The sequence below is a fragment of the Nocardia sp. NPDC052112 genome, assembly GCF_040680135.1.
Classification (GTDB): Bacteria; Actinomycetota; Actinomycetes; order Mycobacteriales; family Mycobacteriaceae; genus Nocardia.
The window spans coordinates 178,744-201,062 of sequence record NZ_JBFAWD010000006.1; the positions used below are offsets into that span (position 1 = coordinate 178,744).

General features: G+C 64.7%; 19 protein-coding genes and 4 pseudogenes. 16 read left to right on the forward strand and 7 right to left on the reverse strand.

What is annotated here, in order from left to right; all coding sequences use genetic code 11:
* Window positions 1–3: 3 nt before the first annotated feature.
* Window positions 4–933: an NAD-dependent epimerase/dehydratase family protein gene (locus AB0L58_RS13415; protein WP_364386079.1), complete on the reverse strand. Its 930-nt coding sequence runs from the start codon at window positions 931–933 to the stop codon at window positions 4–6.
* A gap of 130 nt (window positions 934–1,063) precedes the next feature.
* On the opposite strand from AB0L58_RS13415, the gene AB0L58_RS13420 reads away from it, so the two are divergent.
* Window positions 1,064–1,765 (forward strand): WHG domain-containing protein, encoded by a 702-nt coding sequence (locus AB0L58_RS13420; protein WP_364386081.1) that lies wholly within the window; start codon window positions 1,064–1,066, stop codon window positions 1,763–1,765.
* An 80-nt stretch (window positions 1,766–1,845) separates the two neighbouring features.
* Here the strand turns inward: AB0L58_RS13420 and AB0L58_RS13425 are convergent.
* From AB0L58_RS13425 to AB0L58_RS13435, 3 pseudogenes are all read right to left on the reverse strand, one after another.
* A pseudogene (locus AB0L58_RS13425) lies at window positions 1,846–2,183 on the reverse strand (ferredoxin family protein).
* Window positions 2,180–2,646: pseudogene (locus AB0L58_RS13430) on the reverse strand (pyridine nucleotide-disulfide oxidoreductase); the annotation flags it as partial. The pseudogenes AB0L58_RS13425 and AB0L58_RS13430, both read right to left, overlap by 4 nt.
* A gap of 6 nt (window positions 2,647–2,652) precedes the next feature.
* A pseudogene (locus AB0L58_RS13435) lies at window positions 2,653–2,763 on the reverse strand (FAD-dependent oxidoreductase); the annotation flags it as partial.
* A gap of 249 nt (window positions 2,764–3,012) precedes the next feature.
* Between AB0L58_RS13435 and AB0L58_RS13440 the strand changes: the two are divergent.
* The 8 genes from AB0L58_RS13440 to AB0L58_RS13475 all read left to right on the forward strand — a co-directional run bounded on the left by AB0L58_RS13440 (window position 3,013) and on the right by AB0L58_RS13475 (window position 11,407).
* Window positions 3,013–3,783 (forward strand): IclR family transcriptional regulator, encoded by a 771-nt coding sequence (locus AB0L58_RS13440; RefSeq protein WP_364386084.1) that lies wholly within the window; start codon window positions 3,013–3,015, stop codon window positions 3,781–3,783.
* Window positions 3,784–4,087: 304 nt separating this feature from the next.
* A complete protein-coding gene (locus AB0L58_RS13445; RefSeq protein WP_364386087.1) occupies window positions 4,088–5,173 on the forward strand; it encodes an ABC transporter substrate-binding protein in 1,086 nt (361 codons plus the stop codon).
* Window positions 5,170–6,009 (forward strand): ABC transporter ATP-binding protein, encoded by an 840-nt coding sequence (locus AB0L58_RS13450; protein WP_364386090.1) that lies wholly within the window; start codon window positions 5,170–5,172, stop codon window positions 6,007–6,009. The genes AB0L58_RS13445 and AB0L58_RS13450 overlap by 4 nt, the downstream gene beginning before the upstream one ends.
* Complete coding sequence (locus AB0L58_RS13455) at window positions 6,002–6,871, forward strand: ABC transporter permease (protein ID WP_364386093.1); 870 nt, start codon at window positions 6,002–6,004, stop codon at window positions 6,869–6,871. The genes AB0L58_RS13450 and AB0L58_RS13455 overlap by 8 nt, the downstream gene beginning before the upstream one ends.
* An 8-nt stretch (window positions 6,872–6,879) precedes the next feature.
* Window positions 6,880–8,226 carry an LLM class flavin-dependent oxidoreductase gene (locus AB0L58_RS13460; RefSeq protein WP_364386096.1) on the forward strand — a complete coding sequence of 449 codons (1,347 nt, stop codon included), beginning with the start codon at window positions 6,880–6,882 and terminating at the stop codon, window positions 8,224–8,226.
* 109 nt (window positions 8,227–8,335) lie between these two features.
* A complete protein-coding gene (locus AB0L58_RS13465) occupies window positions 8,336–9,268 on the forward strand; it encodes a TauD/TfdA family dioxygenase (RefSeq protein WP_364386099.1) in 933 nt (310 codons plus the stop codon).
* A 416-nt stretch (window positions 9,269–9,684) separates the two neighbouring features.
* Window positions 9,685–10,272, forward strand: coding sequence for a hypothetical protein (locus tag AB0L58_RS13470; protein ID WP_364386101.1), 588 nt, complete (start codon window positions 9,685–9,687; stop codon window positions 10,270–10,272).
* Between the two features lie 424 nt (window positions 10,273–10,696).
* Window positions 10,697–11,407 (forward strand): SDR family NAD(P)-dependent oxidoreductase, encoded by a 711-nt coding sequence (locus AB0L58_RS13475; RefSeq protein WP_364386103.1) that lies wholly within the window; start codon window positions 10,697–10,699, stop codon window positions 11,405–11,407.
* Here AB0L58_RS13475 and AB0L58_RS13480 read toward each other — a convergent pair.
* Entirely contained in the window at window positions 11,374–12,204 is an 831-nt protein-coding gene (locus AB0L58_RS13480; protein ID WP_364386105.1) for a class I SAM-dependent methyltransferase, read from the reverse strand. The genes AB0L58_RS13475 and AB0L58_RS13480 overlap by 34 nt on opposite strands.
* Before the next feature lie 230 nt (window positions 12,205–12,434).
* Window positions 12,435–14,587, reverse strand: a pseudogene (locus AB0L58_RS13485) (MMPL family transporter); the annotation flags it as partial.
* Window positions 14,588–14,782: 195 nt separating this feature from the next.
* Between AB0L58_RS13485 and AB0L58_RS13490 the strand changes: the two are divergent.
* The 5 genes from AB0L58_RS13490 (at window position 14,783) to AB0L58_RS13510 (ending at window position 19,703) form a co-directional block, all read left to right on the forward strand.
* Window positions 14,783–14,995: a hypothetical protein gene (locus tag AB0L58_RS13490; RefSeq protein ID WP_364386107.1), complete on the forward strand. Its 213-nt coding sequence runs from the start codon at window positions 14,783–14,785 to the stop codon at window positions 14,993–14,995.
* Window positions 14,992–15,135, forward strand: a complete 144-nt coding sequence (locus AB0L58_RS13495; protein WP_364386109.1) for a hypothetical protein — start codon at window positions 14,992–14,994, stop codon at window positions 15,133–15,135. The genes AB0L58_RS13490 and AB0L58_RS13495 overlap by 4 nt, the downstream gene beginning before the upstream one ends.
* Before the next feature lie 97 nt (window positions 15,136–15,232).
* Window positions 15,233–17,527 (forward strand): molybdopterin guanine dinucleotide-containing S/N-oxide reductase, encoded by a 2,295-nt coding sequence (locus AB0L58_RS13500; protein ID WP_364386111.1) that lies wholly within the window; start codon window positions 15,233–15,235, stop codon window positions 17,525–17,527.
* Window positions 17,528–17,591: 64 nt separating this feature from the next.
* Complete coding sequence (locus AB0L58_RS13505) at window positions 17,592–18,068, forward strand: nitroreductase family deazaflavin-dependent oxidoreductase (RefSeq protein ID WP_364386113.1); 477 nt, start codon at window positions 17,592–17,594, stop codon at window positions 18,066–18,068.
* A 243-nt stretch (window positions 18,069–18,311) separates the two neighbouring features.
* Window positions 18,312–19,703 carry an amidase gene (locus AB0L58_RS13510; RefSeq protein WP_364386115.1) on the forward strand — a complete coding sequence of 464 codons (1,392 nt, stop codon included), beginning with the start codon at window positions 18,312–18,314 and terminating at the stop codon, window positions 19,701–19,703.
* 6 nt (window positions 19,704–19,709) lie between these two features.
* Here the strand turns inward: AB0L58_RS13510 and AB0L58_RS13515 are convergent, their stop codons facing one another.
* Entirely contained in the window at window positions 19,710–20,261 is a 552-nt protein-coding gene (locus AB0L58_RS13515) for a DUF402 domain-containing protein (protein ID WP_364386117.1), read from the reverse strand.
* Window positions 20,262–20,637: 376 nt separating this feature from the next.
* On the opposite strand from AB0L58_RS13515, the gene AB0L58_RS13520 reads away from it, so the two are divergent.
* Both AB0L58_RS13520 and AB0L58_RS13525 read left to right on the forward strand, forming a co-directional pair.
* On the forward strand, window positions 20,638–21,393 hold the full coding sequence (locus tag AB0L58_RS13520; protein WP_364386119.1) for a hypothetical protein: 756 nt from the start codon (window positions 20,638–20,640) through the stop codon (window positions 21,391–21,393).
* A complete protein-coding gene (locus AB0L58_RS13525; protein WP_364386121.1) occupies window positions 21,390–22,235 on the forward strand; it encodes a hypothetical protein in 846 nt (281 codons plus the stop codon). Before AB0L58_RS13520 ends, AB0L58_RS13525 begins: the two co-directional genes overlap by 4 nt.
* Window positions 22,236–22,319: the final 84 nt, after the last annotated feature.

The following is a 22,319-nucleotide window of genomic DNA, read 5'->3' on the forward strand; positions in this document are numbered from 1 at the left end:
GGGTCAGAGCTGGGTCCGCCACCAGGCGACGGTGGCCGCGATGGCCTCGTCGATCGGTGTCGGGTGCAGGCCGAGGCGCTCCTCGCTGGTGGCGGAGTCCAGCACGAACGGCCGTGTCACCTGATAACTCATCTCGGCCAGCTCGCGCATCGCCTCGTTGGTGAGACCCATCACGCGCAGCAGGGCGGCCGGCGCCGCGAAGACCTTGGGGGCCGCGATACCCGCGGCGGCGGCGATCGCGTCGAAGAGTTGCTGCTGGGTGATCGGCGGCGCGGTAGGAGCATGCAGGAAGGAATTCCAGACCGATTCATCGGCGGCCGCGCCGATCATGGCGGCGGCGAGGTCGGGCATATAGGTGTAGGAATGCGGGAGGTTCAGCTTGCCGAATGCCTGCACCCGCTTGCCGGTGAGGATCGGGACGAATACCTGCTCCCCGGCGAGCGACGCTCGCACATACGGGCCGAGGAAGTCCGCGGCGGCGACGCTCACCGTCGCGGCGGCGTGGGCCTCACGGGCGCGCACCAGTTGGGTGCGAACGCTGGGTTTACCGAAATCGGCATTGCGGGGCAGGTCTTCGGTGATCGGACCGTCGACCTTGCCGTAGGAGTAGATGTTCTCCGCGAAAACCACTACCGTGCCAGCCTTTTCGGCCTCGTCCAGCACGGTGCGTTCGGCTGGCGGCAGCTCCGCGCGCCAGACCTTCGCCGTATATTCCGAACCGCCGAGGCAGTGGTAGACGGCCGTCGCGCCGTCGAATTCACCCGAAAGCTGTTCGGGCAGTGCCGCATTGACCTTGCGTCGCTCGACCAGGGGATGATCGGGGCCGCTCCCGGAGCGAGTGAGCACCCGAACCTGTTTGCCCGCCGCGGCCAATTGCTCGGCGACCGTGGTCCCGGTAGGTCCGGCTCCGGTGACGATATGCAGCTCCGGCATGGTAGGTCCTTGTCTACTTTGGTGAGCGGTGCTCTCTGTTGGATCCAAGCATGCGGCCGGGGCGACGCAAAGTCAAGAGCAGTGCTCGCATTAGTTGACATCGCTCTCTGCGGCGCGCATGGTGATCGGTATGGCGACGACACCACGTGCCCGTGCCAGGGCCCAGACCATGAACGATATCGTCCGGATCGGCCGCGAACATCTGGCCACCGACGGTGCGGCCGCCCTCTCACTGCGCGCGGTCGCCCGGGATCTCGGCGTGGTGTCATCGGCGGTATATCGATACGTGCGCAGCCGTGATGAACTGCTCACCCTGCTGGTGATCGACGGCTACAACGCACTCGGCGACGCCGTCGACGCGGCACTGGCCGCTGCCCCCGACGACGACCCGATCGAGGGCCTGCGCATCGTCGGCCGCACCGTCCGCAGCTGGGCGCTGGCCGAACCCGCACGCTACGGACTTCTATTCGGCACTCCGGTGCCGGGTTACGACGCCCCCGCGGAACAAACCACTGTCCCCGGCACGCGGGTCATCGCCACCATGCAATCCCTCTTCGCCCGCGCCTACCGTGCCGGCCTGCTCGCGGCACCGATCGTGCAGCGCCCGTTGTCCCGCGCGCTCGCAGCCAATTTCGCGGGCATCAGGGCGGTATTCGACCATGATCTCCCGGACTGGCTTGTCGCCCGCGGCATCACCATGTGGGTCGGCATGTTCGGCGCCGTAACCTTCGACGTGTTCGACCAATACGGCACCGACACCTTCGCTGACCGTGCCGAATTATTCGAACTGCAACTCGACGGTCTTCTCGAACAAGTCGGCTACCGGGGTTAGTGCCGCAGGCGAGGCGGGCAGCAGTTGCTACCGTAAATCCCGCCGCGATGCTGCTGGTCGCACCGAATCCGTTGGCGCGGTCAGGTGATCAGGCTCGTCGGGGGTGCGCCGTGCGGGAGGTGGGGGCCGATGGCGAGCAGACTGCCCGCGGTGCGGCCCTTGCCCCAGCCGATTTTCTCGCGGTAGCGGCCGATCTGGTCCTGGGCGATCGGGCTGCCGGGCGGTAGCGCGGTCGATTCGGGGCGACGTAGAGGGCATCGGTGGGGCAGTAGGCCTCGCACATGAAGCAGGTCTGGCAGTCGGATTGCCTTGCGATGACCGGGACTCCGGATTCGGTGCGGTCGAATACGTTGGTGGGGCGGGCATCCACACATTTATCACAGCCGATGCAGGCGTCGGCGAGTACGACTTCGATCATGACGCCACCTCGGCGGTCTTGGTCCACACGGCGTCGAGACCGCCGGACAGAATGTGATGACGCTGTGCCGGATCCTGTTCCGGATGGTCGGCACGCTTGCTCATACCGCGAGTCTCGGTGCGCGCCAAGGTCGATTCGTACATCAACCGGCCGACCGCGGTAATGGCGGCAGCCTGCCTGGCTCGGATGCGATCGTCACCGGTGCGGCCACCGAGCTCCCGACCGGCACGCTCCCAGAGTGCATCAAGCGCGTCGAGTGCGGGCCGCAGCCGCTCGCCGTGGCGCAAGTAGTTCTTCTGGAACGGAATCAGCTCGGCCTGCGCGGGCTTCGACAACCTCGGCGACCCGAGAGCGTGAGGGAGTCGCTGGGCCGCAAGCCGGTTCGTCCCGCACCGCGCAGGGCGGCGTCGTCCGGGCGAGCCGAGCCGAGCGCGAACCGTGCCGCGCCCGCGCCCGCCCAACTCCTGTCCACCAAGGTCACCTCGGCACCGGTCGCACGCGCGTGGATGGCCGCCCATGCGGCGGCCGGACCGCCGCCGATCACCAGTACATCGGTGCTGGTCTGCCAGAGTTCACTCATGCGTCTGCTCCTGAGGCGTCGGGATTGCGGGCGAGAAGCGGCAATCGTCGGCGGAATGCGGGGTCAGCGCGGAATTCGATTCTGTGCGCGTCGTCGGAAACGGAAAACCGTTCGAACCAGCGCGATTTTGACGCCATGGACATTGCCGCGCGAGGAATCGGCGCAGCGGGCGCAGAACCATTGTCGCGCCCGGATCACCCGGCGATAGTTCTGGCCACATCCCGATCGGTAGAAATATCAGGAGGAACCATGACTGCCGCCGATCAACCCCGTTCGGGTGCCCAAGCGGTCGACCGCGCGATTCACGTACTGAACTGCTTCGAGGGCGATGATCCCGAGCTGTCGGTGAGCGAATTGGCCCATCGTGCCGGACTTCCGGTCAGCACCACTTATCGGCTGGCCCAGGCATTGGTGCGGGGCCGGTTGCTGGAGCAGGATCCGGCGACCGACCGCTACCGCATCGGACACGGGCTCGCCTCACTGGCCCGACCCGCGCTGTCGCGGCTCGGCATCGACGCGGCCGCACCGCACCTCTACGCGCTGGCCGCGGGCATCAAAATCACCGTCAGCCTGAGTATCGCCGACGACCGGGACGCGGTCACGGTCTTTCAGGCGCGGCCGCCGGTGTATTTCTGCTCCAACCAGTTGCCACAGGCCCGTCAGCCGCTGCGCTCGAGCGCGGTCGGCCAGGCCCTGCTGGCCTTCACACCCGTTGTCGACGGACTCGATCGACGCCCGACGCCGCTACCGACAACGGATCTGGATCGTGTGCGGCGCAGCGGATTCGCCGTCGAGATCATCGAGCGCGAAGACCCGGTCCGCTCGGTGGCGGTGCCGATTCTCGGCCCGGACAGGCAGGTGTGGGGCGCGCTCGGCGTGCAGGCCCGCTCGGCACGGCTGAACGAGGAACTCCTGCGGGGCATCGTGCCTGCTATGCGGCAGATCGCGGGCCGGATCGGGCCGCTGTTCCAGTCCACCGCCGCCATCACCGATACGCCGGTGGAGTTGTACTCACGGTGATTTTCACAATGTGAAATCGGCATTGTCGTCCATGGCGGTCGACCCCACCATGGACACAAAGCCGCGGGGTCGCCGCTTCTCTCCGATATCCAACGAAGGTCGTCGACATGATCGAATCCATTGCGCTGATCCGCCGTCGCACGTTGGATTTCATGCGCCTGCCACACGGAGTCTGTCGCGCCTGAATCCGCGGTCGTCCGACCAGGTCGCCGCATTAGCCGAATCAGGTAATCCTCCGCGCTTACCTGCCGTTGTGGCGTGCCCTATCGCGCTGCGGCAGTGCGCATTCCGTGAAAGAACTGCCATGACGTTGTCCCATAAGACCAGGCCACGGTTCTTCCGTGCGGTGGCCGCTGTGCTCACCATTCCCATCGTGGTCGCGTTGCTCGCCGGTTGCGGCAAATCCGAGCCGGGCACCGATGCCGACGGCAAGGCCGTCCTGCGCTACCAGGGCGCGACCGGGCAGGTCTCGGCCTACGAACTGGCCGACGATCTCGGCTACTTCAGCAAGATCGCGCTGCACTGGGAAGGGGACACCACCAGTGGACCGGCGAATATCCAGGCCGCCGCAACCCATCAGATCGAGTTCGGCAGCGCCTTCAACGGCGCGGTTGTCAAGCTGGTCGCCGGCGGTGCGCCCGTGACGTCGGTGCTCAGCTCGTACGGTGCGGATGAGCAGTCGTTCACCGGCTACTTCGTCCGCGACGATTCGGGCATCAAATCGCCCCGAGATCTGATCGGCAAGAAGGTGGGCATCAATACCCTTGGCGCACACCATGAATTCATCACCCGGGAATGGCTGCACCAGCAGGGATTGACCGAACAGGAGATCAAACAGGTCGAATTGATCGTGGTGCCACCGGCCAATACCGAGGACGCGCTGCGCAAGGGTCAGATCGATGTCGGTGCGCTGGGCGGAGTCTTTCGGGAGAGCGCGGTGGGCCGCGGCGGTATCCACGCGCTCTACACCGATAAGGACCTGTTCGGTCAATTCGACTACGGCACTTATGTTTTCCGCAAGGACTACATCGCCCAGAACCCGGAGGCCGTCAAGGACTTCGTCCAGGGGACCGCGCGGGCGACGCGCTGGCTGCAGGTGACGCCGCGCGACGAGGTGGTCGCGCGCTTCGCCGCGATCATCAACAAGCGCGGGCGCAATGAGAACACCGACCTGCTGAAATTCTGGCGGAGTCCGGGCATCCCGGTTCCCGGTGCGGTGATCGTGGAGAAGGAACTGCAGATCTGGATCGATTGGCTGGTCCGCAATGGTGATGTGCCCGCCGGGAAGCTGTCGGCGAAGGATCTGTTCACCAACAACGACAACCCGTACGCCAACGGAACCTACGGTCCGACCACCGGACCGACCGGAGAGGCGGTCGCGGCGAAATGAGTCAGGTGAAACTCGCACTGACCGGAGTGCGCAAACAGTTCCCGGTCCGTGCGTCGAACGAGGAGTTCACCGCGATCGAGGATATTTCGCTGGAACTGCGCGATGGCGAGTTCCTGGTACTCGTCGGCCCGAGCGGTTCCGGGAAGTCGACGCTGCTGGATCTGCTCGGCGGACTGAGCAAGCCGAGCGCCGGGCGAATCCTGTTGGATGGCAAGCCGATCAGCGGGCCCGGTTTGGATCGTGGCATCGTCTTCCAGCAGTACGCGCTGCTGCCGTGGCGGACCGCCCGCGCGAATATCGAATTCGGTTTGGAGGCAAAGGGTGTCCGGCGCCGGGAACGTCGGAGGATCGCCGACGAGTATCTGGAGTTGGTTGGCCTGGCCGGATTCGGCGACCGCTATCCACATGAGCTGTCCGGCGGTATGAAGCAGCGGGTCGCCATCGCGCGCAGCCTCGCCTTCGATCCGGAGGTGCTGCTGATGGACGAGCCGTTCGCCGCACTCGACGCCCAGACTCGGGAGTCGTTGCAAGACGAACTGTTGCGGATATGGCGGGCCACCGGCAAAACGATTCTGTTCATCACTCACGGCATCGATGAGGCCGTCTACCTCGGCCAGCGAGTCGCCGTGCTGACCTCCCGCCCTGGGCGGGTCAAGGCGGTGCTCGATCTCGATATCGACCGGAACTCCGGTGCGGACGTGCGGTCGAGCGAGGCCTTCCGGGAGGCGCGGCACCAGATCTGGTCGCAGTTGCAGAGCGAAGTCACCCGAGCGCAGGGACTCGAACGCGAGTCGCTGTCGGCCACGAGCATCGAGAGGAAGCCGGTTCATGTCTAGTGCGGTGCGAGTCGTCGAGAAGTCACGGCCGGTTGTCGTCCGACGCCGGGCCGAGTCCGTGCCGACACCGAAAGTCGACGCATCGCGGGTCTTGCGGACGGTCGCGCTGGTGGCGTGGCGAATCTTCAAACCCACCTTTGCCATCGGCCTGCTCATCGCGGTATGGGAGGCAGCGCCGCGGCTCGGCTTGGTCGACGAGGTCTTCCTGCCGCCGTTTTCGACCGTGGCGCAGGCCTTCGTCGATCTGGTGCGCAGCGGCGAGATGTGGGAGCACGTCTCGACCAGTCTGATCCGGTCGGCGACCGGATTCTCACTCGCGCTCGCGGTGGCCATTCCGATCGGCGTCGCGATCGCCTGGTATCGGCCGGTGGCCGACTTTCTGAACCCGATCCTCGAGTTGTTCCGCAATACCGCGGCATTGGCGCTGTTGCCGGTGTTCATCCTGATCCTCGGCATCGGGGAGACATCCAAGATCGCGCTCGTGGTGTACGCGAGCTTCTTCCCGATCCTGCTGAACACCATCACCGGTGTCCGCACGGTGGATCCGCTGCTGATCAAATCCGCTGTCTCGCTCGGCTTCTCGCCGATTCGGCTGTTCACGAAGGTGATCCTGCCCGCCGCTGTGCCATCGATCTTCACCGGCGTGCGAATGGCGGCGGCGTCATCGATCCTGGTGCTCATCGCGGCCGAAATGGTAGGTGCCCGAGCCGGACTCGGCTATCTGATCACCGCGGCCCAGCAGAACTTCCAGATTCCGAATATGTATGCGGGCATCCTCGCCATCTCGCTGCTCGGGCTGAGCTTCAATGGCCTACTCGTCGCCCTCGAACGCCGCCTCTCCCGGTGGCGCACCTCCCACTAAGGACTCCGATGTCTTTGCGTCCGAAGCAATTCCATCTCAATGCCTTCCTCATGGGGGTAGGCCATCATGAGGCGGCCTGGCGGCATCCCCGGACCGAGGAGTACCGGGTTCTGGATGTGCGGCACTTCCAGGAACTCGGCCGGATCGCCGAACGCGGCAAACTCGATTCGGTCTTCTTCGCTGACGGGTTGGCGGTGGGACCCCGGATCAAGCGCAATGCCTTGGCCGTATTCGAGCCGGTCACATTGCTTGCCGCGATCGCCGCGGCAACGGAACGGATCGGGCTGATCGCGACGGCGTCGACCACCTACAACGAACCGTTCAATCTGGCGCGCAAATTCGCCTCGCTCGATCACATCAGCAGCGGTCGGGCGGGCTGGAATATCGTCACCTCGGGCAACGAGGACGAGGCCTTCAACTTCGGCTTCGACGCCATTCCCGAACACGCCAGGCGCTATGAACGGGCACAGGAGTTCGTGGATGTCACCGTGCGGCTCTGGGACAGCTGGGAGTCCTCGGCGATCGTGCTCGACCCGGATGACGGTATTTTCGCCGATCCGGAGAAGGTGCACACCATCGACTACGTCAGCGATCGGTTCCGGGTGCGCGGCCCCCTGAATTCGCCGCGCAGCCCACAGGGACGTCCGCTGCTGGTGCAGGCCGGATCGTCGGAAAGTGGTAAGGAGTTCGCCGCACGTTACGCCGAGGCCGTGTTCACCGCACAGCGCTCGCTCGCCGAGGGGCAGGCGTTCTATCGGGATCTGAAGGCACGGCTGCCGAAGTATGGTCGCTCGGCCGATGAGCTGAAGGTGCTACCCGGTCTGGTGCCGTTCATCGCCGACACCCGTGCCGAAGCACTGGCCCTCGAGCAGGAATTCACCGATCTCATCTCGCCGGATTACGCCCTGCGGCAACTGTCCGCGCTACTCGGCGTCGATCTCACCGAACACGCCCTCGACGCACCACTGCCGCCGCTGCCCGCCGTGAGCGAAATCGAGGGCGGCAAGAGCAGATTTACCCTGGTCAAGGAGCTGGCCGAGCGTGAGAACCTCACGGTGCGCCAGCTCATCGGCAAATTGGGCGGCGGGCGCGGACATCGGACCTTCGCGGGCACACCCACCGAAATCGCCGACGAACTGCAGTCCTGGTTCGACAGCGGTGCCGCCGACGGCTTCAATATCATGCCGCCGTACCTGCCGGGCGGCCTCGAGGACTTCGTGGACCGGGTGGTCCCGATTCTGCAGGAGCGCGGCCTGTTCCGCACCGACTACACCGCGACGACCCTGCGCGGGCACTACGGATTGGCGCCGGTGGAAAGCCAATTCGCCCAGGTGCGAAACGAACTCGGCGCATGAGTACCCGGCTGACCAGGCGGCGCGCCGTCGACTTCATGCGCATGGGCAGCAGTGGCTGTCGCCCGTGCTCCGCCGCCCGTCCCCATCCATGCCCGACGAAAGTACGACCATGACTGCAGTCAGCGAGAACCCCACCACCACCCTCCGGATCACGCCCGTCGCAGGGCATATCGGTGCCGAGATCACAGGTGTCGACCTGCGGGCCGAGCTCACCGATCCGGAGGTCGCCGACATCACCGCGGCTCTCTACGAGCACAAGGTGCTGTTCTTCCGCGATCAGCACATCGGCCACGCCGAGCACATCGCCTTCTCCCGGCGATTCGGCGCCGTCACGCCGTCACATCCGTACGACGACGACGCGCCGACCGAATTTCCGGAAATCCTGGCCGTCGACAGCCGACTCTACGAAAAGCGTTTCGGTGTCAAGAAATTCACCTATACGAACTACTGGCACACCGACGTATCCCCACTGATCAACCCGCCCGCCGCCTCGCTGCTGCGGGCCGAGATCGCACCGGAACGCGGCGGCGACACCAGTTGGACGAATCTCGCCGCAGCATACGCGAACCTGCCCGAGTCGCTGCGGGAGTTCGTCGACGGGCTGCGGGCCGTGCATCGGTTCGGCGGCAACCGTCCACAATGGAACCAGGAAAGCGACTACGCGAAGAAGGTCGCCAATGCCCCGTTGGTGACCGAACATCCCGTCGTCCGCGTGCATCCGGTAACCGGCGAGAAGGCGCTCTTCGTCAACCCCGGCTTCACCACGCACATCGTCGGCTTGAGCCCGGCCCAGAGCGATGCCATACTGCAGTTGCTGTTCGACGAGCTGTCCAATCCGGCCTACACCGTCCGATTCCGTTGGGAGAAGGGCAGTCTGGCATTCTGGGACAACCGTGCCACTGCCCATCTGGCCCCGGGCGACCTGAACCACCTCGATGTCACGCGCGTGCTGTACCGCACGACACTCGAGGGTGATATCCCCGTCGGCGTGGATGGTGAGAAGTCGCGTTCGATCTCCGGTGGACAGTTCACCGGCTCGTGAGACCGACGGGGTCGGCACCCAGGGTGCCGACCCCGTCGTCCGGCCTATGCGGTACCGATGGTGAGGATCCGCTTCCCTCGGGCGTGGCCGGTTTCGAGGATGCGGTGCACCGCGGCGATCTCGTGCAGGGATATCGGCGGTGCACACGACTTCGAACACGCACAGGTGTGAGTCCGGGGACTTGGACCGAAAACGCCCCTGTTGGCAGTGGTCGGTTCCTCGATCCCGGACTCGAGGCGCAGCCCCTGTCCCACTGCGGCTGATCTCCGGGAACCCCCGAAGCCGCTCCAACTCCGCGTCCGTGAAGACCTGCGTCGCCACGAAACCCAACCTCCAGCACACCGACCAACCTCATCGGCAGCCGAGCCAACAACCGGCAGACCCGCAGCCCGAACCGATACATCATCTTCTACCAGGTGGATGGCTACGGCGACCTGCCGGCATTGTTCGTCGATCAGCGCACCGCCGGGCCGGTGCGTGCCGGACTCATCAAGGTGGCCGGTGCATTTCACCACCTCGACGAGCGCACCAGGCACGTGCTGGCCGCAGCGGCCGACGCCCACCATGCCACCGGTGCACCGATCGGCGTCCACCTCGAGGGTGGCACCGCGGCCATGGCGATACTCGACGAGCTCGCCGGAACCCACGATGTGCCGCCGCACCGGATCATCCTCGGCCATCTGCATCGGTTCCTGGACAGCACAATCCACACGCGGGTTGCTGCCGCCGGGGCCTTCGTCGGATTCGAAGGCCGTCCCTGGGCGCAGCACGCCATCGACTGGCGCCTCATGAATATCATCGCGGATGGACCGGGTATGCCATTCCTGCTGCACACCCTGCGCCCTCGCGTCGAAGACAAACTCGGAACCAAGGCCGCCACAGCAATTTTCCGCACCGACCCCGCCCGTGCCTTCGCTGTGGAATGGCGGAACCGGTCCGTTCGCCGCGACCCTCTTGTCCAGCCGGTTTCGGCCGGGCTGGACCAGCGCCGGGCAATGCCGTGACCTGCCGCATACCGTGCGGTTGACGCACTGCCCGAGAAACTTTTCGGCGATTACCCCGGAACTGATGCTGGGGGTGACCCTGGCCGGGGGAGTGGGGCGGCACGCGGATGTGGCGCGCAGGCTAGGGGAGTTGGGAAACAAGCTGGGACACAAGAGAATCCGCGCGCGGTTTATGCCAACTCGGGATATTACTGCGGGTCTGAGACCAGTCTTCCTGAAGTCCATCTAGATACGTAGATATGCGCATCTATACATGTATTCAGCTATCCACAAACCACCTACCGAACCAACGTCCAGCATCCAGCCAACACAACAAGCCAAGAGGGGAGGGGCCGAAGTCGTTGCGCGACAGAGATGTCGACCGTGTCCCGGAGGACTGGTTGCCACTTGACTTCGAGTGCGCTCTAAATTCTAGCGTGGTGACATGGCAGCAATATTGATCACCGGAGCGAACAAGGGTCTCGGCTTCGAGACTGCCCGCCGACTCGTCGCGGCGGGTCACACCGTGTACCTCGGTAGCCGTGACGCCGAACGCGGTAGACGCGCGGCGGCGGAGCTGGATGCGCGGGCGGTGCAACTCGATATCACCGATGATGTGTCGGTGGCAGCCGCGGTGCAGACCATCGAGGCCGGCGGCGGTCTGGATGTGCTGGTCAACAATGCCGGTATTCAGGCAGAGATGACCGGCCGCAACGACGTCGTCGGCGCCGCGGACGTAACCGCTGACCTGATGCGAAAGACGTTCGATACGAATGTCTTCGGCACGGTACGCGTCTTGCACGCCTTCCTACCGCTGCTGCGGCGGTCCGCCGCGCCGGTTGTGGTCAATGTCAGCAGCGGTCTGGCATCGCTGACCAGGGTCTCGACACCGGGCACCCCGGCATACGCCTACCCGGGCGTCGCTTATCCAGCGTCGAAGACGGTGGTCAACATGCTCACGGTGCAGTATGCGAAGGCCTTCCCGGATATCCGGATCAATGCGGTGGAGCCCGGCTTCACGAAGACCGATCTCAACGGGAATTCCGGTACCCAGACGGTCGAGGAGGGTGCGGAGGTCATCGTGCGCATGGCGCAGATCGGCGCCGATGGACCCACCGGAACCTACGTCGATGCCGCCGGCGCGCTGCCCTGGTGATCGACCACGGTAGTAGCGACGATGTAGCCCTTGGGGTCGCGCCACGTCCGTCCGGGATGGTGGGCGAACCAATCTTCCACATCCTCGCGCAGGTCGTTCAGAATCGCCTGTCGCCGTGGATGATTCGGGGTGACGCCGTAGAAGCTGAACAGCGCCTCGGCGAAACGCACCAGCGGATCCGGGGTATCGAAGACGAGCGCGTTGTCGGTTCGCCGGATTCGCACCTCGCCGAAAACATCGGACATCAGCGCCGGCAAAGTGTCGGAATCGACGGTCATGGTCACCGTCTCGGCCGCGCCGATGCCGTACGTCGCGGCATGCGCGGCGACGAGTTCGGTCGTGTGCGGGCAGGTTCCGGGATGATTGACGACCACGGCAACCGTGCCGCCGGGTTTGGTCGTGCGCCGGAATTCCCGCAGTGCGGCGACCGGATTCGCGAGGTGGTACAGCATATGCCGGGCGGTGACCGTGTCGAAGCTGTTGTCGTCGAACGGGATCCGGTCCGCACTGCCGTAAACGCCGCGTACCCCGGGCACGGCATTCGCGGCGGCGACCATCGCAGGAGAGGTGTCGATACCGACCAGCGGACCTTGGTGACCGCTGCCGGCCAGTTGGGCCAGGAAGCGGGCGTCTCCGCAGCCGATATCGGCTAGGTGCTCGGTTCCGGTGAGGTCGAGCGCGGCGAGCACATCGGCGGTGGGGTCGTCGGGCTGCTCCGAATAGCGTTCGTGGGTGTCGATCCGCACCTTCAACGGTGTCGAATCGGCATACTCGGCATGGAGACGGTAGCTGCACATCGCGGTCGTCCTTCGGTCCAGTTGGCCGGTGGTTGACCAGGTCGCCGGCTCGGCGATCGGGTCCGCGGGCTTTCCGGCGGTGAGCGTACCTCCCGAGGCGGCGCGCGGCGTTCCCTTTGGTGGGGCCGCTACGAACCGTCCGACCGTCCAGCGGTGACGGTGGGGAGCCGTAGCGTGATCGGAGTGGTATCGATCGGGTCGCGCATGTCCTCGGTGCCCTGGCGTTTGATGTCCAGAATAGGTTCGCCGAGTCCGATTTTCTCCTGGAGACGCTTCATCCAGGCCGGTGCCCACCAGCAGTCGTCGCCGAGCAGTTTCATGACCGCGGGTACCAGCAGCATCCGCAGCACGGTCGCATCGATGAACAAGGCGGCGATCATGCCGTAGGCGATGTATTGCATCATCACCAGGTCGGAGAAGGCGAAGGCGCCGGTCACCACCAGCAGGATGAGCGCGGCGGCGGTGATGATGCGGCCGGTGTGCGCGGTGCCGGTGCGCACCGCGTCGGTGGTGCTCGCGCCCCTGGCCCTGGCCTCGACCATGCGGGAGAGCAGGAAGACCTCGTAGTCGGTGGACAGGCCATAGATGATCGCGATGATCAGCACCAGCACATTCGACTGGATCGGTTGCGGAGTGAAGTTCAACAGTCCTGCGGCGTGGCCGTCGACGAAGATCCAGGTCAGGATGCCGAGGGTGGAGCCGAGGCCGAGCGCGCTCATCAGCGCGGCCTTGATCGGCAGCACGAGCGAGCCGAAGGTGAGGAACATCAGGAGCGTGGTCACGAATAGGACCACGGCGATCATGACCGGTATGCGGTAGAGGAGTGCGTCGATGCTGTCCTTCTGCATGGCCGGAATACCGCCGACGTACATGGTGACGTCCTCGGGTAGTTCCATTTTGCGCAGGTATTCGATGGTTTCCCCGCCTTCGTTCGGGTTCACCAGTGTTGCCTTGGAACGGTAGACGTTGTCCTGGGTCAAGGATTTGGACGGCAGCTCGAACGGACCGGCGAGTCCGGGTGCGTGCCCGGCCGCGCGCCACGCGGTGCCGACCTGGGTGCTGCTATCAGCGACGAAGACGAGTTCGATGGGATCGGATCGGCGCTGTGGGAAGAAGGTGTCGATCTGTTCCTGTGCGACGCGAGTCGGGTTGTCCGGTGGTAGATATCGCTCACTGAAGCCGCCGAAGATGAGGTTCTTGACGGGGATGATCAGCAGGAACAGCACGATGACCAGCGGGATCGCGACGGTGAGTGGTCGCTGCATTACCCAGCGGGTGCTTCTACCCCACAAACTGTCCTCGATTTGTTCGGCGGTCTTGGTGCTGCGGAACCGGCTGAGCCCCAAGGTATCCACGCGCGGACCGAGGACGGCCAGGCTGGCGGGCAGGATAGTGATGGCGGTGAAGGCGGCCAGTAGGACGGTTGCGATGGCGCCATAGGCCATGGATTTGAGGAAGCCCTGGGGGAACAGCAGCATGCTGCCCAGGCTCGCGATGATTATGGTCGCGGAGAACACCACGGTGCGTCCCGCGGTCACGACCGTGCGGCGCACCGCGGCACGCGTGTCGTAGCCCGCGGCGAGTTCCTCGCGGAATCGGCTGACGATGAACAGACCGTAGTCGATGGCCAGGCCGAGGCCGATCATCGAGAGCACCGAGGAGACAAAGGAATTCACCTCGGTGAAGCGGGTCAGGAACATGATGACGCCGGATGCGCCGATTACCGTGAGCGCGCCGACGAGTAGCGGTAGTGCGGCCGCGACGAGGCCGCCGAAGATGAAGAACAGCAGCACCGCGACGGCGGGGATGGCCAGGACTTCCATGCGGTGCACATCGTCGGCCATGGTGTCGTTCAGCGTGCCCGCCACTGCCTGCAACCCGCTGACCTGTACGTCGACGCCGGGTATTGCGAAGGCGTCCTTGACCTTCCGGAAGTTGCGCACGGAGTCGGTGTCGTTATCGCCCGCGATGGCGATTGCCGCCACGGCGCGCTCCTTTTGTCGGTGGCCGCCTTCGCGCCGCTGATCTTTGCGCCGTCGACGCGCCAGTAGGAGGCATTGACCCCGGTGATCTCGTTCGGATACTTGTGCGGCAGGCTGTTGAGACTGTCGATGATCGGCTGGCTGTATTCCGGATCGTCGACGGTCCTTCCGTCCGGTGCGGTGTAGAGCACGACGACATCGAAGTCGTGATTGCGCCCGAAGGCGGTATCGGCGAGACGTGCGGCCTGTGCGGATTCCGACGTGGGATCATCCATGCCGCCGGAGCTGAGGTGGTCCTCGAGCCCGAAGCCGTATGCACCGAGTGCAAGGAGTGCGCCCACCACGATTCCGAGTACGGCAAAGCGCAGTCGGTACACGAGATTCCCCCAGCGCGTGAACATCAGCTGGCTCCTTGCCGGCGGGAGAATTGGTGTGGTTTCTGGTTTGCCGCGCCGATCGCCAAGGGGCTGCATCCTTTCCGGGGTGCACGCTCGATGTGCCTGTAATCAAAGGTACAGATCAGTATGAAATGGTAGCGTTTCAGAAATGCCACCGCCGCGTTCGCGGATGTGACGCGGATTGCATTGACTGCCATAGTGATTGAACCGCGACAAGGTGCAGTCTTGCGGATTATGAACTGCGCGGGGTGCGATCGCGAGATCGGTCGGGCCGAGGATCTTGCCGAGGGTCGCGGCGAGCGTGTGCAATTCGTCCGGATCGAGCTTGTCGGCGAAGTGTCGCTCGATGCCCGCGAGGTAGCCGGGCTTGGCCGCGTGCAGACGCTCGCGACCGGAACGCGGTCATTGTGACCTGGTGTTCCAACAATGCGTGCCAGAACAGCGAGCTGGTCGCAGGCAAACTGCGCGCCCTCGGTTATACGAACGTGCGCGCCTACCGCGCGGGTATACAGGACTGGACCGAAGCAGGCATGCCCATCGAATCCGAATAGTGAGTTCGCGTGCTGCGGATCGGGCGGTGCGCACCGCCCGATCCGCTGTCGGTGCGAAAGGAATGAACCTGTCGGTGGAGCGGGCTACCGTGGGTTGATGACTACGCATCTGTCTCATTGGGGAGTGTTCGAGGCCGACAGCGATGGGGAGCGGTTGACTGCGGTGCGGCCGTGGCACGGGGATCCGGAGCCGATGCCGTTGATCGAGAACGTCGCTTCGGCACAACATCATCCGACGCGGATCGATCAGCCGTATGTGCGGCAGGGGTGGTTGGAGCGGGGGCCGGGTGCGGCGGGGCGGGGCGATGAGCCGTTCGTTCCGGTGTCGTGGGAGACCGCGGTGGAACTGCTGTCCGGTGAGTTGACTCGGGTGTACGGCGAGTATGGGGCGGAGGCGGTGTACGGCGGGTCGTACGGGTGGGCGAGTGCGGGGCGGTTTCATCACGCGCAAAGTCAGGTGCATCGGTTTCTGAACTGTCTCGGCGGTTATGTCCGGGGTGTGAACAGCTACAGCCTGGGCACCTCGCAGGTGCTGTTGCCGCATGTGATCGGCTCGATGGGGCTGTTCGACGGGCACGCGACCGCGAAGAGCGTGCTGGTCGCGCATACGGAGTTGGTCGTGGCCTTCGGGGGGCTGTCACCGAAGAACTCCGCGGTGTCACCGGGTGGTGTGTCGCGGCACAACACCAAGACATGGATCGCGGCGGCACGGGCGCGCGGCTGCCGATTCGTTTCGATCAGCCCACTGCGCGATGACATTCCGGCAGCAGCCGCGGCCGAGTGGATTGCGCCGCGTCCCGGTAGTGATACGGCGCTGATGCTGGCCCTTGCGCAGGTGCTGGATGCGGATGGGTTGGCGGACAGGGAGTTCCTGGATCGGTACACGGTCGGATTCGAGCGGTTCATCGGTTATGTGCGTGGCGAAACCGATGGCGTCGTCAAGGATCCGGCGTGGGCGGAACGGATCACCGGAGTATCGGCCGAGCGGATCCGGTCGCTGGCGCACGAAATGGCTGCCGCGCGCACGATGATCAATGTCAGCTGGTCGTTGCAGCGTGCCGAGCACGGCGTGCAACCGCTGTGGCTCGGGGTGGTGCTCGCGGCGATGCTGGGTCAGATCGGGCTGCCGGGTGGGGGATTCGGGCACAGTTACGGGTCGTGCGCGCATGTCGGTGAACCGGCGCGTGGGCAGTCGGTGCCGCGATTCCCGCAGGGCGGCAATGCTGTTTCGACATTCATTCCGGTTGCCAGGATCGCCGATATGCTGCTGAATCCTGGGGAGCTCTTCGATTTCAACGGTATGCGGTTGGTGTATCCGGATATCAAGCTGGTGTACTGGTGCGGCGGGAATCCCTTTCACCACCACCAGGACCTGGCCCGGTTGCACGCGGCGTTCGCCCGGCCGCAGACGGTGGTCGTGCACGATGCGTTCTGGACCGCTACCGCACGCCATGCCGATGTCGTTCTCCCCGCGACGATGAGCATCGAACGCGACGACTTCGGCTCCGGACAGAACGATCGTGAGTTCTTCCCGATGAAGGCGCTCACTCGGCCGCACGGTGCGTCCCGGGACGACTACGCGATCTTCGCCGAATTGGCCGAACACATCGGTGTCGGTAAGGAATTCACCGAGGGGCGCACCGTCGAGGAATGGTTGCGGCATCTGTATGAGCAATGGCGCGCTGGGCTCGACGATCCGACGGTCCCGGAGTTCGACGAGTTCTGGAGCAGCGAGTCGATCACGGCCGCGGTGCCCGATCCGGAGCAAGTGCTGTTCGCCGATTTCCGCGCGGATCCGGAGCGTTTCCCGCTCACCACACCCAGTGGCAGGATCGAGATCTTTTCCGAAACGATCGATGGATTCGGGTATGCCGATACTCCGGGCCATCCGGTCTGGTTGGAACCGGAGGAATGGCTGGGTGCAGCGGCGCGTTTCCCGCTGCAGCTCGTGGCGAATCAGCCGCGCACCAAACTGCACAGTCAGCTCGATGTCGGCGCACACAGTCGATCGGTGAAAATCGACGGGCGGGAACCGGTGCGATTGCATCCCGACGATGCCGCGGCCCGTGGCCTGCGCGCCGGCGATATCGTGCGGATCTTCAACGATCGGGGCAGCTGCCTGGCCGGGCTGGTCGTGGACGATGCGGTCCGGCCACAGGTCGCGCAGTTGTCCACCGGAGCCTGGTACGACCCGGATCCGGCCGATCCCAGCTTCTGTCGGCACGGCAACCCCAATGTGCTCACCGCGGACCGTCCCGCGTCGACCTTGAGTCAGAGCTGCTCGGGACAGTTGGCGCTGGTCGAGGTCGAGCGCTACGCGGGTGTGCTACCGCATGTGGCCGTCTTTCGGCCGCCGGCCACGGTCGAATCGGTGTCGTCATGGCGCGGGTGAGGCTGGTCTCAACGCCGGGTCCCGGCTGTGGTCCGGTGTGGGATTTCTGTCAGGATTTCGAATTATGGTGTCGAATCCGCTGCCCGCGCTAGCTCGCCGGATCGCGCAGAGACGCTGGGTGATGCGCACGGCGCCGATAGTGCTGCGGCTGGAACGGTTCGTTCGGTGGATCAGCCGTGGTCGGCACGGTGTGCTCGATCTTGCGGGTTTGCCATCGATCGAGATCACCGTCCCGGGCCGCAAAACCGGGATCCTGCGGACCACCTCGCTGCTGTATGTGCCGCGTGGTGACGACTTCCTCGTCGTCGGCTCCAACTGGGGCAGCCGCAAGCATCCGGTGTGGTCGGCGAATCTGCGTGCGGTCGGCACCGCGAGCGTCCGGTTGAAGGGGGAGCAGTTCGAGGTGACCGTCACCGAGGTCGCCGGTATGGATCGCAAACGTGCGTGGGATCTGGCGGTCGAGTTCTGGCCGGGCTACGAAATGGAATGCGAACTGTCCGGCGGGCGGGCCTTCCGCATCTTCGAGTTGCGCCGGGGCTGAATTCATTCGGCGGCAGGCACGATCGGCGCGCCCGGATGCGGGACCGGCGAGGTCGATGCGGCGTGCGAGCGCAGGCTGACCGGCCCCATACCGGCATGGCGGGACGGCGTTCGAGCTGTTCATGTTGCGATCTCCGCGTTCGCGTTGCCGTCGAACGATATCCGCCGTCCCGGTGGGCCCTTGTTGACGGGTCGCTTGTCCAAAACGGTGCGTGTTCGGTGTGGCAGCGCGCAGAATCCGGGTATGCGATTCCATGCCTTCAACGACGATGTGCTCGCCGACCACGACGCGGTGGCGATTGCGGAACTGGTGCGTCGCGGGGAGATCGGTGCTGCCGAGGTCGCCGAGGCGGCGCGGGCGCGGGCCGCGCAGGTCGATCCGACATTGCGCGCCCTCGTGGTCTCGGCGGAATCGGCGCGGTCGGCTGGTGATCCGGATGCGCCGTTGTTCGGTGTGCCGACGTATGTCAAGGACAACACCGATGTGCGTGGGCTGCCGACCAATCACGGCACCGCGGCGTTCGCGGGGCGGCCAGCCCACGCGGATGGACCGTATGCGAAACAGTTTCTGAGCACCGGGATGTCGGTGCTGGGCAAGAGCCGACTACCGGAGTTCGGTTTGAATGCGAGTACCGAATTCGCCGCTGCCGAACCGACCCGCAATCCCTGGCATACGGACTACTCGCCGGGTGCGTCATCGGGTGGCGCGGCGGCTTTGGTGGCGGCCGGTGTGGTGCCGATCGCGCACGGAAATGACGGCGGCGGCTCGATTCGGATTCCGGCCGCATGCTGTGGTCTGGTCGGATTGAAGCCGAGCCGAGGCCGGCATATCGACGGTCCGCAGGCGCGCTCGATGCCGATCAACCTGGTCTCCGAAGGCGTTCTCACGCGATCGGTGCGCGATACCGCGACGTATTTCGCTGCGGCCGAATGCCATTGGCGCAATCCGAAGTTGCCGCCGGTCGGTTTGGTCCAGGGACCGGCGCGCCGGCGGCTGCGGATCGGAGTGATCGCCGATTCCATCACCGGTACCGAAACCTGCCCGCAGACCCGGGCCGTTCTCGACGACACCGTCGCGCTGCTGGAGAAGATGGGTCATGAGGTAGGTCCGATCACCGTGCCGGTATCGCAACGCTTCGCCGACGACTTCACCGCCTATTGGGGACTATTGGCGTTCCTGATCGAGGCGGGTGGGAGATTGGCGATCGATCCGGGGTTCCGGGCCGGTGATCTGGATGCGTTCACGCGCGGGCTCGCAACGCAGTATCGCAAGTCCATGGTGCGCACACCGGCCATCCTTTACCGTCTCGCGCAAGTGCGTCGCGCCTACGCGGGCATGTTCCGCGACCACGAACTGATCCTCTCGCCGGTCCTGGTCCACACCACTCCCCAACTCGGTCATCTGAACCCGACAATTCCCTTCGACGAACTCTTCGCGCGCCTGATCTCCTGGGTCGCGTTCACCCCGTTGAACAATGTCGCAGGTACACCGGCGATCTCACTGCCCATGGGTGCCTCGCGCGAAGGGCTCCCGATCGGCATGCAATTCTCCGCCGCCCACGGCGACGAACGCACCCTCCTCGAAATCGCGTTTGCCATCGAAGCCGAACGCCCCTGGCGGCGCATCCAGGACTGACCCCGGCTACCGGGGAATCGCGTGCCAATCCTCGCCGAAGGGGCCGGCACGACGTGCGACCATGTCCAAGGCCTCGTCGCATGCTGCCTCGATCGCGCGCTGCCACTGTTCGGGCACCAGCCCCAACCGAATGGCGAGCGCGTATTCGTCCTCGTCCTTCCAGTGATAGCTCAGATCCGGTTCGACGATGAGATCCAAGTGCAGATCGCTGGTGTCGACGCCGTCGGCGGTCCGTGTGAACGGCAGTTGGAAATTGACGTACCACCACAGGAATTCGCCGTGCTCATCCCATATCGGGGCAATCGCGAAATAGCGATCGGCATACATGATCGCCAGCCGAGTGGTGCGCTGCCACACCCATGCCCCCATTTCCCACTCCCGCCGCGCATACGCCTCAAGTAACCGGCCCCGCGCCCCCGGATCGTCCTCACGCATGGACCTGATCCACAACTCCGGCCCCACCCCCTGCGTCCCCGGGGTCAACAACACCCGCAACTCGTCGCCCCGATCGGCCACCACCCGCTGCGGCCACTCGGTGAATGGCCGCCCGAAGATCATGTCTCGCACCATAATCGTTCGACCCACAGCGAAAGACGTCACCGTGCCAGCCTAGTTCGCCGATCCGTGTGCATGCCCCGTGCGGGCCTTGGTGATTCGGTCGGTGTTCGCGCGGCGGGGACTGTCGTGGGTCGAGTCGCCCTCGCTACCCGGTCATGTCGGGCAGCGGGTGGGTGATCACCCATTGACGGTCGCTAGACGATCGTCTAGCCTCATTTTTCGAGGAGAGATCCGTTAACAACGCTTAACCCGTGTTCCCGTCGCCCTCGCAAAGCCGGGAGCGTATTTGTCGCATGCTTCCGATTCATTGATCATGTGCTGGTTCCGGCCCGCCGATTTCTCGGAATGCCCGCGATTCACGAGAGGAAGTGAGCCGATGCGGCGCACTGATGGTGAGTTGATTCTGTTCTGGTCATTGCCGGTGCTGGCGGTGCTGTGGATTTCGGCGTTCTTTCTGTTTCCGGGTTTCATCCATCCGATGTCGCCGACGATGTCGCCACAAGAGGTCGCCGATTTCTATCGTGACCCGGGTAATCTCACGCGCATCCGGTACAGCATGATCATGTTCAACTGGTTCGGTATCTGTCTGATACCGGTGGTGATGCTGCTCGTGGTCCAGATGCGGAGAATGGCGCACCGGACACCGATCTACTCCTATTGCATGCTGGCATGCGCTGCCGGCGGGCCCGCGATATTCCTGTGCGCCAATCTGTTCTGGCTGCTGGCGGCGTTCCGCCCGGACCGGCCCGCGGAGCTGACGCAGCTGTTCAACGATCTCGCGTGGGTGACGTTCACGGTGCAGGTTCCGTATCTGATCATGCAGAGCCTGCTGCTGGCATTGGCGATCTACACCGACCATCAACCCCGCCCGGTCTTTTCGACCTGGGTGGCTCACTTCAATGTCGTCATCGCCATAGCACTCGCGCCCGCGACGTTTACCGGGTTGGCGCTCACCGGTCCGATGGCCTGGAACGGGCTTCTCCCGTTCTGGGTCAAGAACATCGCCATCGCGGTCTGGATCGTGGTGATGGGCGTGCTCATCGGCCGGAAGGTCTATCAGCGGCGCGACGAACAGGCAGTCGCCGAACACCCGGTCACTGATGAGCGTGTCTCCGACGAGGTGACGGCATGAGCGCTGCGGCCACACCGACCGGAACCCCTCTTGCTGTTCCGCCGCTTCCGGATTCGCGGTTGGCACGTTTCGTGTGGCACTGCCGCCGCAACCCGAAACGTGAACTCTGGTTCGCGTGGTGGCTGACGGTGATCTTCTACCAGCTCTACACCGTCGCCTACTTCATCCTCTCGCGCACCCAACCGCCTCCGCATCCGGGATGGGACGCCGACCGGGTCGTGCGCTGGTTCCACACCCACCACTGGGGCATTCTGATCGGCTTCGGCCTCATCCTGCTCGTCACCGGTATGACCGCACAGCAGAACGCGCTCATTGCCTATTCGATGCGCCGCATGTCGGTCAGTCGCGCATTCGCCTACTCCTACCTCGTGCTGTACGCACTGGCCGCGATCCCCGGCATGGTGCTGATGTGCATTGTGCTGACCGTGGGCGCCATGCGCCCCGATCGCGATCCCGAACTGCAGTACTGGCTCTACGACCTCGGGTTCCTGTCGTTCACCGGAACAATGGGCGTCTTCCTGATCGGAAGCCTGATCTGGATGACCGCGATACTGCTGGACAACAATCGTGTATTCCCGAAATGGTTCGCCTATCTCAACCTCTGCAACGCGCTCACCGAAATTGTTGTCGCACCCGCATGGATCTTCAAACGTGGTGTATTCGCCTGGAACGGCGCGATCGCATTCTGGATCAACATGGTCGTCTTCGGTGTGTACACCGTTGTCTTCATCACCCTGCTCAAGCAATTGATCGAACGCGAAGATTTCGGCACCGGCCCGCTACCCGACCCAGTAGCCGAGCAACACCCAGCACCGACCGAACTGGTGAGGACCCCCGCATGACCGACCTTGCCGGCACCGCCACTACCGGACAGTCCACGGACCAGCACACCACAGATAAACCGGCGCGCCACCTTCCCGGTCAAC